The 12,554-nt window shown below is 69.8% G+C and carries 8 protein-coding genes; all 8 read left to right on the top strand.

The window, feature by feature from the left end; genetic code table 11:
* The first annotated feature begins 97 nt into the window (after positions 1-97).
* The 8 genes from dnaA (at position 98) to ACZ7IF_RS35750 (ending at position 12,514) form a co-directional block, all read left to right on the top strand.
* Positions 98-1,885, top strand: coding sequence for a chromosomal replication initiator protein DnaA (gene dnaA / locus ACZ7IF_RS35785; protein WP_470980544.1), 1,788 nt, complete (start codon positions 98-100; stop codon positions 1,883-1,885).
* A gap of 864 nt (positions 1,886-2,749) precedes the next feature.
* The gene (gene dnaN / locus ACZ7IF_RS35780; protein ID WP_470980541.1) at positions 2,750-3,880 is read left to right on the top strand and encodes a DNA polymerase III subunit beta; all 1,131 of its coding nucleotides are present in this window, start codon (positions 2,750-2,752) and stop codon (positions 3,878-3,880) included.
* Positions 3,881-4,075: 195 nt separating this feature from the next.
* On the top strand, positions 4,076-4,951 hold the full coding sequence (gene gnd / locus ACZ7IF_RS35775; RefSeq protein ID WP_470980538.1) for a phosphogluconate dehydrogenase (NAD(+)-dependent, decarboxylating): 876 nt from the start codon (positions 4,076-4,078) through the stop codon (positions 4,949-4,951).
* Between the two features lie 54 nt (positions 4,952-5,005).
* A complete protein-coding gene (recF, locus tag ACZ7IF_RS35770) occupies positions 5,006-6,142 on the top strand; it encodes a DNA replication/repair protein RecF (protein WP_470980535.1) in 1,137 nt (378 codons plus the stop codon).
* Positions 6,139-6,666 carry a DciA family protein gene (locus ACZ7IF_RS35765; RefSeq protein WP_470980532.1) on the top strand — a complete coding sequence of 176 codons (528 nt, stop codon included), beginning with the start codon at positions 6,139-6,141 and terminating at the stop codon, positions 6,664-6,666. The genes recF and ACZ7IF_RS35765 overlap by 4 nt, the downstream gene beginning before the upstream one ends.
* A gap of 436 nt (positions 6,667-7,102) precedes the next feature.
* The gene (gyrB, locus tag ACZ7IF_RS35760) at positions 7,103-9,124 is read left to right on the top strand and encodes a DNA topoisomerase (ATP-hydrolyzing) subunit B (RefSeq protein ID WP_470980579.1); all 2,022 of its coding nucleotides are present in this window, start codon (positions 7,103-7,105) and stop codon (positions 9,122-9,124) included.
* Between the two features lie 42 nt (positions 9,125-9,166).
* On the top strand, positions 9,167-11,788 hold the full coding sequence (gyrA, locus tag ACZ7IF_RS35755; RefSeq protein ID WP_470980529.1) for a DNA gyrase subunit A: 2,622 nt from the start codon (positions 9,167-9,169) through the stop codon (positions 11,786-11,788).
* A gap of 3 nt (positions 11,789-11,791) precedes the next feature.
* Positions 11,792-12,514, top strand: coding sequence for a DUF3566 domain-containing protein (locus ACZ7IF_RS35750; protein WP_470980526.1), 723 nt, complete (start codon positions 11,792-11,794; stop codon positions 12,512-12,514).
* Positions 12,515-12,554 lie beyond the last annotated feature (40 nt).

The raw sequence follows: 12,554 nt of genomic DNA, 5'->3' as shown, positions 1-12,554 counted from the left end.
CGGCCTGACTACCGTTGCCTGATCCCGGATTTTTTGTCCCGACCGTCCCAAAGAACCACACATTCGTGGGACCGGGACCTGTGAGAGAGCGTGCTCTGTGGCTGACGTACCTGCCGATCTTGCCGCAGTGTGGCCACGCGTGCTCGAGAAGCTGCTCGGGGAGGGCCAGCAGGGGATCGAGCCCAAGGACAAGCAGTGGGTGGAACGATGCCAGCCGCTGGCCCTCGTCGCCGACACCGCGCTGCTCGCCGTCCCCAACGAATGGGGCAAGCGGGTCCTGGAGGGCCGTCTCGCCCCGCTCATCAGCGACGCCCTGAGCCGCGAGTGCGGCCGCCCGATCCGTATCGCCATCACCGTGGACGACTCCGCGGGCGAGCCCGCGCCGCCGGCCCCGCCCGCCCCCTCCCCCCGCGAGGGCTACGAGCCGTACGGCGGCCAGCGCCCCGGCGCCGGCCCCGGCGAGGACCAGCTCCCCACCGCGCGCCCCGCCTACCCGGAGTACCAGCAGCCGCGCCAGGAGCCCGGCTCCTGGCCCCGCGGCGGCCAGGACGAGTACGGCTGGCAGCAGCAGCGCCTCGGCGGCTTCCCCGAGCGCGACCCCTACGCCACCCCGCAGCCCGGCTACCTCCAGCCGCCCGAGCCCGGCGGCTACGACCAGGGCGGCTACGAGCAGCAGAAGTACGAGCAGCCCGGCTACGAACCGCAGCAGTACGAGCCCCAGAAGTACGAGCCGCAGGGCTACGAGCCGCAGCAGTACGACCAGCCGGCCCCGCGCCCCGCGCCCGGCCGGCCGACGCCCGCGCCTCCGCCGTCGGCGCCCTCCGGCGGCTCCACCTCGGGCCCGCTGGAGCCGACCGCCCGGCTGAACCCCAAGTACCTCTTCGACACCTTCGTCATCGGCGCCTCCAACCGCTTCGCGCACGCCGCCGCGGTGGCCGTCGCCGAGGCGCCGGCGAAGGCGTACAACCCCCTCTTCGTCTACGGGGAGTCGGGCCTCGGCAAGACGCACCTGCTGCACGCCATCGGGCACTACGCGCGGAGCCTCTACCCCGGCACCCGCGTGCGGTACGTGAGCTCGGAGGAGTTCACGAACGAGTTCATCAACTCCATCCGCGACGGCAAGGGCGACGCCTTCCGCAAGCGGTACCGCGAGATGGACATCCTGCTGGTCGACGACATCCAGTTCCTCGCGAGCAAGGAGTCGACCCAGGAGGAGTTCTTCCACACCTTCAACACGCTCCACAACGCCAACAAGCAGATCGTCCTCTCCTCCGACCGGCCGCCCAAGCAGCTCGTCACCCTGGAGGACCGGCTCCGCAACCGCTTCGAGTGGGGCCTGATCACCGACGTCCAGCCGCCCGAGCTGGAGACCCGGATCGCGATCCTGCGCAAGAAGGCCGTCCAGGAACAGCTCAACGCCCCGCCGGAGGTACTGGAGTTCATCGCCTCCCGCATCTCGCGCAACATCCGCGAGCTGGAGGGGGCGCTGATCCGCGTCACCGCCTTCGCGAGCCTGAACCGGCAGCCGGTGGACCTCGGGCTCACCGAGGACGTCCTCAAGAACCTGATCCCGGGCGGCGAGGACAGCGCGCCGGAGATCACCGCCTCCGACATCATGGCGGCCACCGCCGACTACTTCGGGCTCACCGTGGACGACCTGTGCGGCTCCTCGCGCAGCCGGGTCCTGGTGACCGCCCGGCAGATCGCCATGTACCTGTGCCGGGAGCTCACCGACCTGTCGCTGCCGAAGATCGGGGCCCAGTTCGGCGGGCGGGACCACACCACCGTCATGCACGCGGACCGCAAGATCCGCGCCCTGATGGCGGAACGGCGCTCGATCTACAACCAGGTCACGGAGCTCACCAACCGCATCAAGAACGGCTGACGCGGGCCCCGCGGGGGCCGGCTGGCGGTCCCTCAAACCTCACGACAGGGCGCTTCCGGATCGAACCGGGGGCGCCCTTCTTCGTCCGTGCGCCCCTGCTCTGTTCGAATGCGCCCCCGGGAGGGCCCGTCATCCACAGATTCCCCGGTTTTCTTCCGTCCACAGCCTGAGGACAGCGCCAGTCGCCCACAATCTGTCCACAGGGGTACGTGTTGAGGGCCCATCAGGGCAGGTCAGATGCCTGTGGAATTGTGAGCAAGCGTCATCCACAGCCTGTGGACAGAAAAATCATCCACAGGCTCATCCACTCCTCTGTCCACCGCAGACTCACAGGTTCCCGCATCCTGTGCACAGGTTCCCGACGGTTCTCCACACCGTTGTCCACTGTTCGGCAACGGCATGCCCTCCGTCACCGCCCCGAGTGAAAGCGGTCACACGGATGTCGACGTTTGGTCTGTGGACTGCTGGGGAAAAGCTGGGGACACACCTGTGGAGTAGTGAGGGTCATCTGGGGACGGCCTGTGCAGAACTTTCCGTTCTCCACAGAGACACCGGGTTGTCCACCGGTCCCACCCACAGGCTGTGGGGATAAAAAACGCGGGCTGACCTGCGAGAACGGGCTTATCCACCGTTTCCACAGGCCCTACTACTACCCCCATGGAGAGTTAGGCCGGTTTCGGTTTTCAAGCGGGTCCTGTGCACAACTCGCCGGACGGCCGTCCCGACTCCTCGCTCCCGACTTGACCGCCAGCCGCGACGGCTGTCGGCGCCGTACGTCAGACTGGTCCCCGGCATCGGTCGAGGCATCGACGGGCCGACGACGAAGGCCGGCAGACGAGCGAGCAACAGCAGGAGGCGGTTCCGGTGAAGATCCGGGTGGAGCGCGACGTACTCGCGGAGGCGGTGGCCTGGGCTGCACGCAGCCTCCCGGCCCGGCCGCCGGTGCCCGTACTCGCGGGCCTGCTGCTGAAGGCCGAGGAGGGCACCCTGTCCCTCTCCGGCTTCGACTACGAGGTCTCGGCCCGCGTCTCCGTCGAGGCGGACGTGGAGGAGGACGGCACCGTCCTCGTCTCCGGCCGGCTCCTCGCCGACATCTGCCGCGCCCTCCCCAACCGCCCGGTGGAGATTTCCACAGACGGTGTACGGGCGACCGTGGTCTGCGGCTCCTCCCGGTTCACACTCCACACCCTGCCTGTGGAGGAGTACCCGGCGCTCCCGCAGATGCCGACCGCGACCGGCACCGTGCCCGGCGAGGTCTTCGCCTCCGCCGCCGCGCAGGTCGCCATCGCCGCCGGCCGCGACGACACGCTGCCCGTGCTGACCGGTGTCCGCATCGAGATCGAGGGCGACCGCGTCACCCTGGCCTCCACCGACCGCTACCGCTTCGCGGTCCGCGAGTTCCTGTGGAAGCCGGAGAACCCGGACGCCTCGGCCGTGGCCCTGGTGCCCGCCAAGACCCTCCTCGACACCGCCAAGTCCCTCACCAGCGGCGACACCGTCACCCTGGCGCTCTCCGGCTCCGGCCAGGGCGAGGGCCTCATCGGCTTCGAGGGCGCGGGCCGCCGCACCACCACCCGCCTGCTCGAGGGCGACCTGCCGAAGTACCGCACCCTCTTCCCGACGGAGTTCAACTCCGTCGCCGTGATCGAGACCGCCCCGTTCGTCGAGGCCGTCAAGCGCGTGGCCCTGGTCGCCGAGCGCAACACCCCGGTCCGCCTCAGCTTCGAGCAGGGCGTGCTGATCCTGGAAGCGGGCTCCAGCGACGATGCACAGGCTGTGGAGCGCGTCGACGCGAACCTGGAGGGCGACGACATCTCGATCGCCTTCAACCCCACCTTCCTGCTGGACGGCCTGAGCGCCATCGACTCGCCCGCCGCCCAGCTCAGCTTCACCACGTCCACCAAGCCCGCGCTGCTCAGCGGCCGCCCGGCGGTCGACGCGGAGGCCGACGAGGCCTACAAGTACCTGATCATGCCGGTCCGCCTCTCCGGCTGACCCGCTCCCGCCGTACGCCGGCACCGGGCCCGGTCTCGCAGCCGCGAGTGCCGGGCCCGGGGGCGTCCGGGGGGGCCCGGCGCCATGGCCCGGCGTAGGCTCGGACCCGGCGGGCGACCCAGGAAAAACGACCGGAACCCACCGGTACCGGGGAAGCCCCGTACAGACGGCCCCAACGCTTAAGGAACCCACCTGATGGAGCTCGGTCTCGTCGGTCTCGGCAAGATGGGCGGCAACATGCGCGAGCGCATCCGCCGCGCAGGCCACACCGTCATCGGATACGACCGCAACCCGGACCTCGCCGATGTCCACAGCCTGCAGGAGCTTGTGGACAGCCTGCAGTCCCCCCGCGTCGTGTGGGTGATGGTCCCGGCCGGGGCCGCGACGCAGTCCACCGTCGACGAGCTGGCCGAGCTGCTCTCTCCCGGCGACATCGTCGTCGACGGCGGCAACTCGCGCTGGACCGACGACGAGAAGCACGCCGAGGAGCTGAAGGCCAAGGGCATCGGCTTCGTCGACTGCGGAGTCTCCGGCGGCGTCTGGGGCCTGGAGAACGGCTACGCGCTGATGTACGGCGGCGACGAGAAGGACGTCGCCGTGGTCCAGCCGATCTTCGACGCCCTCAAGCCCGAGGGCGACTTCGGCTCCGTGCACGCCGGCAAGGTCGGTGCGGGCCACTTCGCGAAGATGGTCCACAACGGCATCGAGTACGCCATGATGCAGGCCTACGCCGAGGGCTGGGAGCTCCTGGAGAAGGTCGACTCGGTCACCGACGTCCGCGAGGTCTTCCGGTCCTGGCAGGAGGGCACGGTCATCCGCTCCTGGCTGCTGGACCTCGCCGTCAACGCGCTGGACGAGGACGAGCACCTCGACCGGCTCAAGGGCTTCGCCCAGGACTCGGGCGAGGGCCGCTGGACCGTCGAGGCGGCCATCGACAACGCCGTCCCGCTGCCGGCGATCACGGCCTCGCTGTTCGCCCGGTTCGCGTCCCGCCAGGACGACTCGCCGCAGATGAAGATGATCGCCGCGCTGCGCAACCAGTTCGGCGGCCACGCGGTCGAGAAGAAGTAGCAGCACCACAGCACCACAGAGCACAGCAAGGAAGCCGGGGGAGGTCGGCGCCGTATGCATGTTTCGCATCTCTCGTTGGCCGACTTCCGCTCGTACGCCCGGGCCGAGGTTCCCCTCGCCCCGGGCGTCACGGCTTTCGTGGGCCCGAACGGTCAGGGCAAGACGAACCTCGTCGAGGCCATCGGCTACCTGGCCACCCTGGGCAGCCACCGCGTCTCCTCGGACGCCCCGCTCGTCCGCATGGGCGCCGACCGGGCGATCATCCGGGCCGCCGTCACCCAGGGCGAACGACAGCAGCTGGTCGAGCTCGAACTGAACCCGGGCCGCGCCAACCGCGCCCGCATCAACCGCTCCTCGCAGGTCAGACCCCGCGACGTGCTGGGGATCGTACGCACCGTGCTGTTCGCCCCGGAGGACCTCGCCCTGGTCAAGGGCGACCCCGGCGAGCGGCGCCGCTTCCTCGACGAGCTCGTGACGGCCCGCTCCCCGCGGATGGCTGCGGTCCGCTCCGACTACGAACGCGTCCTCAAGCAGCGCAACACCCTGCTGAAGTCCGCCGCGATGGCCCGCAGGCACGGCGGCCGCTCCATGGACCTCTCCACCCTCGACGTCTGGGACCAGCACCTCGCGCGCGCCGGCGCCGAGCTCCTCGCCCGGCGCCTCGACCTGATCGCCACCCTGCTCCCGCTCGCCGACAAGGCCTACGAGCAGCTCGCGCCCGGCGGCGGGCCGCTCGGGCTCGCGTACAAGTCCTCCGCCGGCGACCCGGTCGACAGCGGTGCGGCCCGCACCCGCGAGGAGCTCTACGAGGTCCTGCTCGGCGCCCTGTCCCAGGTCCGCAAACAGGAGATCGAACGCGGGGTGACCCTGGCCGGCCCGCACCGCGACGACCTCCTGCTGCGCCTGGGCGAACTCCCCGCCAAGGGGTACGCCAGCCACGGCGAGTCCTGGTCGTACGCGCTGGCCCTGCGCCTGGCCTCGTACGAGCTGCTGCGCTCGGAGGGGGCGGAGCCGGTGCTGATCCTGGACGACGTCTTCGCGGAGCTGGACGCGCGCCGGCGCGAGCGGCTCGCGGAACTGGTGGCCGGCGGCGAGCAGGTGCTGGTGACGGCGGCGGTCGACGATGACGTTCCGGGCGTGCTGAAGGGCACGCGCTTCGGGGTGTCCGGCGGTGAGGTGACCCGGCTGTGAACGACGGCGAGCAACACGAGCGCAAGGCTCCGGAGCCCTCCGGGGTGGACCTGGCCCGCCAGGCCCTCGCGGCCGCGCGCGAGCAGGCCCGCGCCCGGGGCAACGCGGCGGGCGGGAAGAAGCGCCAGCAGCAGCCCGGGCTGCGCTCGGGGGCCCGCGCCGACGGCCGGGACCCGATGCCGCTGATGGCGGCCCTGGACCGGCTGCGCACCGAGCGCGGCTGGGAGATGCCGATCGCCGTCGCCGGGGTGATGGAGCGCTGGGCGGAGATCGTCGGCCCGGAGATCGCGGCGCACTGTGAACCGGAGCGCTACGAGGAGCGTGAACTCCTCGTACGGTGCGATTCCTCGGCCTGGGCCGCGCAGCTGAAGCTGCTGGCCCCGCAGCTGGTGGCACGGCTGAACGCGGAACTCGGACAGGGCACGGTCCGGCTGATCAAGGTGCAGGGCCCCGGCGGCCGCCCCAAGCGGTACGGGCCGTGGCGGGCCCCGGGCAGCACCGGGCCCGGCGACACCTACGGCTGACGGGTTCCGGCCCCCCCGGCGGTCCCGCGACCGTACCGGTTCCGGCCAGCGGCGACGGTCCGCGACGGTCCGCGACGGGCCGGGAAAGAGGCCCGGGCGGGCCTCGCGGAGTGCCCTGCGGTGCCCCGGTCGGAGCGTCCCGGCGGGGCCGGCGCGGGTGGCGTCCCTCACGGTAGTGGAAGGTTGACAGCCCGAAGCGCTGGATGCCCGCGTGAGCCTCTTTGAGCCCCTCCCCGAATATGGGGAGTCTCGGAGAGGAGGTTCAGGGCGGCACATGCGGACTCAGGCACCGGCAAACCCCCATTCATGTCAGTGGTACCGGTAGACTGGAAGCAATCCCGCCCGATTCGCGGGGGACACCCGAACAACGCAGACAACGCAGATCGACGCGGCCGCTCCCCGCCGGCGCACACGCTGGTCCGGAGTACGGGCTGCGCTGTGCCAGAAAGGGCGCTTCGTGGCCGATTCCGGCGACTCCAACGAGAAGAATTACGACGCCAGTGCGATCCAGGTCCTCGAGGGCCTGGACGCCGTGCGCAAGCGGCCGGGCATGTACATCGGCTCCACCGGCGAGCGCGGCCTGCACCACCTGGTCCAGGAGGTCGTCGACAACTCGGTCGACGAGGCCATGGCCGGGCACGCGGACACGATCGACGTGACGATCCTCGCCGACGGCGGCGTGCGCGTGGTCGACAACGGCCGCGGCATCCCGGTCGGCATCGTGCCGTCCGAGGGGAAGCCGGCCGTCGAGGTCGTGCTGACCGTCCTGCACGCGGGCGGCAAGTTCGGCGGCGGCGGCTACGCCGTCTCCGGCGGTCTGCACGGCGTCGGTGTGTCCGTCGTGAACGCCCTGTCGACCAAGGTCGCGGTCGAGGTCAAGACGGACGGCTACCGCTGGACCCAGGACTACAAGCTCGGCGTGCCGACGGCCCCGCTGGCCAGGAACGAGGAGACCGACGAGCACGGCACGTCGGTGACGTTCTGGGCCGACGGCGACATCTTCGAGACCACCGAGTACTCCTTCGAGACGCTGTCGCGGCGCTTCCAGGAGATGGCCTTCCTCAACAAGGGCCTGACCCTGACGCTGACCGACGAGCGCGAGTCGGCCAAGGCCACCGCGGACGCCGACAACCCCGACGCGGACGCGCAGGAGCCCAAGGCGCGCACGGTCAAGTACCACTACGAGGGCGGCATCGTCGACTTCGTGACGTACCTGAACTCGCGCAAGGGCGAGCTCATCCACCCGACCGTCATCGACGTCGAGGCCGAGGACAAGGAGCGCATGCTCTCGGTCGAGATCGCGATGCAGTGGAACTCGCAGTACAGCGAGGGCGTCTACTCCTTCGCGAACACGATCCACACGCACGAGGGCGGCACCCACGAGGAGGGCTTCCGCGCGGCGCTGACCGGTCTGGTCAACCGCTACGCGCGGGACAAGAAGCTGCTCCGCGAGAAGGACGACAACCTCGCCGGCGAGGACATCCGCGAGGGTCTGACCGCGATCATCTCGGTCAAGCTGGGCGAGCCCCAGTTCGAGGGCCAGACGAAGACCAAGCTGGGCAACACGGAGGCCAAGACCTTCGTGCAGAAGGTCGTCCACGAGCACCTCAACGACTGGTTCGACCGCAACCCGGTCGAGGCCGCGGACATCGTCCGCAAGGCCATCCAGGCGGCCACGGCCCGCGTCGCGGCCCGCAAGGCCCGCGACCTGACCCGCCGCAAGGGCCTGCTGGAGAGCGCCTCGCTGCCGGGCAAGCTGTCCGACTGCCAGTCGAACGACCCGACCAAGTGCGAGATCTTCATCGTCGAGGGTGACTCCGCCGGCGGCTCCGCGAAGTCCGGCCGCAACCCGATGTACCAGGCCATCCTGCCCATCCGCGGCAAGATCCTGAACGTCGAGAAGGCCCGTATCGACAAGATCCTCCAGAACACCGAGGTCCAGGCGCTGATCAGCGCCTTCGGCACCGGTGTGCACGAGGACTTCGACATCGCGAAGCTCCGCTACCACAAGATCATCCTGATGGCGGACGCCGACGTCGACGGCCAGCACATCAACACCCTCCTGCTGACCTTCCTGTTCCGCTTCATGCGCCCGCTGGTCGAGGCCGGTCACGTGTACCTGTCCCGTCCGCCGCTCTACAAGATCAAGTGGGGCCGCGACGACTTCGAGTACGCGTACTCGGACCGCGAGCGCGACGCGCTGGTCGAGCTCGGCAAGCAGAACGGCAAGCGCATCCGCGAGGACTCGATCCAGCGCTTCAAGGGTCTGGGCGAGATGAACGCCGAGGAGCTGCGCGTCACCACCATGGACGTGGACCACCGCGTGCTCGGCCAGGTCACGCTCGACGACGCGGCGCAGGCCGACGACCTGTTCTCGGTGCTGATGGGTGAGGACGTCGAGGCGCGGCGCTCCTTCATCCAGCGCAACGCCAAGGACGTCCGCTTCCTCGACATCTGAGTCGGCCCGACGCTGACCGCCCGAAAGGACTTCTGACCGGCAATGGCCGACGAAACCACCCCCACCGCAGAGAACGCTGAGAACACTGCGGAGGAGCAGCCCGTGCTGCGCATCGAGCCCGTCGGGCTCGAGACGGAGATGCAGCGCTCCTACCTCGACTACGCGATGTCCGTCATCGTCTCCCGCGCGCTGCCCGACGTACGGGACGGCCTCAAGCCCGTCCACCGTCGCGTGCTGTACGCGATGTACGACGGCGGCTACCGGCCCGAGAAGGGCTTCTACAAGTGCGCCCGCGTCGTCGGCGACGTGATGGGCACGTACCACCCGCACGGTGACAGCTCCATCTACGACGCCCTGGTCCGCCTGGCCCAGCCGTGGTCGATGCGCATGCCGCTGGTGGACTCCAACGGCAACTTCGGCTCCCCGGGCAACGACCCGGCGGCCGCCATGCGTTACACCGAGTGCAAGCTCATGCCGCTGGCCATGGAGATGCTCCGGGACATCGACGAGGAGACCGTCGACTTCCAGGACAACTACGACGGCCGCAACCAGGAGCCGACCGTCCTGCCGGCGCGCTTCCCGAACCTGCTGGTCAACGGCTCCGCCGGTATCGCGGTCGGCATGGCCACCAACATCCCGCCGCACAACCTGCGCGAGGTCGCGGCCGGTGCCCAGTGGGCGCTGGAGCACCCGGAGGCCTCGCACGAGGAGCTCCAGGACGCGCTCATCGAGCGGATCAAGGGCCCGGACTTCCCGACCGGCGCCCTCGTCGTGGGCCGCAAGGGCATCGAGGAGGCGTACCGCACCGGTCGCGGCTCCATCACGATGCGCGCGGTGGTCGAGGTCGAGGAGATCCAGAACCGCCAGTGCCTGGTGGTCACGGAGCTGCCGTACCAGACCAACCCGGACAACCTCGCGCAGAAGATCGCCGACCTGGTGAAGGACGGCAAGATCGGCGGCATCGCCGACGTCCGCGACGAGACGTCCTCCCGGACGGGCCAGCGCCTGGTGATCGTGCTCAAGCGCGACGCCGTCGCCAAGGTCGTGCTGAACAACCTGTACAAGCACACCGACCTGCAGACGAACTTCGGCGCGAACATGCTGGCGCTGGTGGACGGGGTGCCGCGCACCCTGTCGATCGACGCGTTCATCCGCCACTGGGTGCAGCACCAGATCGAGGTCATCGTCCGCCGTACGCGCTTCCGTCTGCGCAAGGCGGAGGAGCGGGCCCACATCCTGCGCGGCCTGCTCAAGGCGCTGGACGCGATCGACGAGGTCATCGCCCTCATCCGGCGCAGCAACACGGTCGAGATCGCGCGCGAGGGCCTGATGGGCCTGCTGGAGATCGACGAGATCCAGGCCAACGCGATCCTGGAGATGCAGCTGCGCCGCCTGGCGGCCCTGGAGCGCCAGAAGATCGTCGCCGAGCACGACGAGCTCCAGGCGAAGATCAACGAATACAACGCGATCCTGGCCTCGCCGGAGAAGCAGCGCTCGATCGTCAGCGAGGAGCTGGCCGCGCTCGTCGAGAAGTTCGGCGACGACCGGCGCTCCAAGCTGGTGCCCTTCGACGGCGACATGTCCATGGAGGACCTGATCGCCGAAGAGGACATCGTCGTCACGATCACGCACGGCGGCTACGTCAAGCGCACCAAGACCGAGGACTACCGCTCGCAGAAGCGCGGCGGCAAGGGCGTTCGCGGCACGAAGCTGAAGCAGGACGACCTGGTCGACCACTTCTTCGTGTCCACCACGCACCACTGGCTGCTGTTCTTCACGAACAAGGGCCGCGTCTACCGCTCCAAGGCGTACGAGCTCCCGGACGCCGGCCGCGACGCGCGCGGGCAGCACGTGGCGAACCTGATGGCCTTCCAGCCGGACGAGAAGATCGCCCAGATCCTCGCGATCCGCGACTACGAGGCGGCGCCCTACCTGATCCTGGCCACCAAGGGCGGCCTGGTGAAGAAGACGGCGCTCAAGGACTACGACTCCCCGCGTTCGGGCGGCGTCATCGCGATCAACCTCCGGGAGACGGAGGACGGCAGCGATGACGAGCTGATCGGTGCCGAGCTGGTGTCCGCCGAGGACGACCTGCTGCTCATCAGCAAGAAGGCGCAGTCGATCCGCTTCACGGCGACCGACGAGGCGCTGCGTCCGATGGGCCGCGCCACCTCGGGCGTGAAGGGCATGAGTTTCCGCGGGGGTGACGAACTGCTGTCGATGAGCGTTGTCCGGCCGGGTACGTTCGTCTTCACCGCCACCGACGGCGGCTACGCGAAGCGGACGGCGGTGGACGAATACCGCGTCCAGGGCCGTGGCGGTCTGGGCATCAAGGCGGCGAAGATCGTCGAGGACCGCGGTTCGCTGGTCGGCGCGCTGGTGGTCGACGAGTCGGATGAGATCCTCGCCATCACGCTCGGCGGTGGTGTGATCCGTACGCGCGTCAACGAAGTCAGGGAGACCGGCCGTGACACCATGGGCGTCCAGCTGATCAACCTGGGCAAGCGCGATGCCGTGGTCGGCATCGCTCGTAACGCCGAGGCCGGTCAGGAAGCTGACGAGGCCGACGAGATCGAGTCAGAGATCGAGGCCGCGGCGGCCGACGCACCGGCCGCCGGGGCGGCCGAGGGCACGGAGCCCTCGGTCGGGGAGCACGAGGAGTAAGTCGTGAGTGGAGCCACGGGCGCCGGACCGGCCAAGACTGGAGCGAACGGTGCCCGTGGCCCCGCCGCGGACTCCCAGGGGGGAACCGTGACGGACACCCGAGAACCGGAACCCAAGCCGAAGGCGCAGACCAAGACGCAGCCGAAGGCGAAGGACCCGGTCAAGGACCAGGCCACCAAGGACCAGCCCAAGGACTCGGCGAAGGACCCGGTCAAGGACCCGGTCAAGGGTCAGGCCGCCAAGGACCAGCCCAAGGACCAGGCCAGGCAGCCCCAGAAGCCCCCGCAGGCCTACGCGGCGCCCACGGGCCCGGGTGCGCAGCGCGGGGCCGTCCCGGGGGTCCGTACGGCCCCCAGGACGCGCAAGGCGCGGCTGCGGGTGGCGAAGGCCGACCCGTGGTCCGTGATGAAGGTCAGCTTCCTGCTGTCGATCGCGCTGGGCCTGTGCACCGTCGTCGCGGCGGCGGTGCTGTGGATGGTCATGGACGCCATGGGCATCTTCTCGACCGTCGGCGGCACCATCAGCGAGGCGACCGGCTCGAACGAGGGCAACGGGTTCGACCTCCAGTCGTTCCTGTCGCTGCCGCGCGTGCTGATCTTCACCTCGGTGATCGCGGTGATCGACGTGGTGCTGATGACGGCGCTGGCGACGCTGGGTTCGTTCATCTACAACCTGTCGGCGGGCTTCGTGGGCGGCGTGGAGCTCACGCTGGCCGAGGACGAATGACCCGCTGACTGACCTGCGGGAAAGCCCCGCGGGAGCGGAT

The sequence above is a fragment of the Streptomyces sp. NPDC037421 genome (assembly GCF_055602105.1).
The sequence above is the reverse complement of the archived record's forward strand: the minus strand, read 5'-3'. Positions and strand labels throughout refer to the sequence as shown.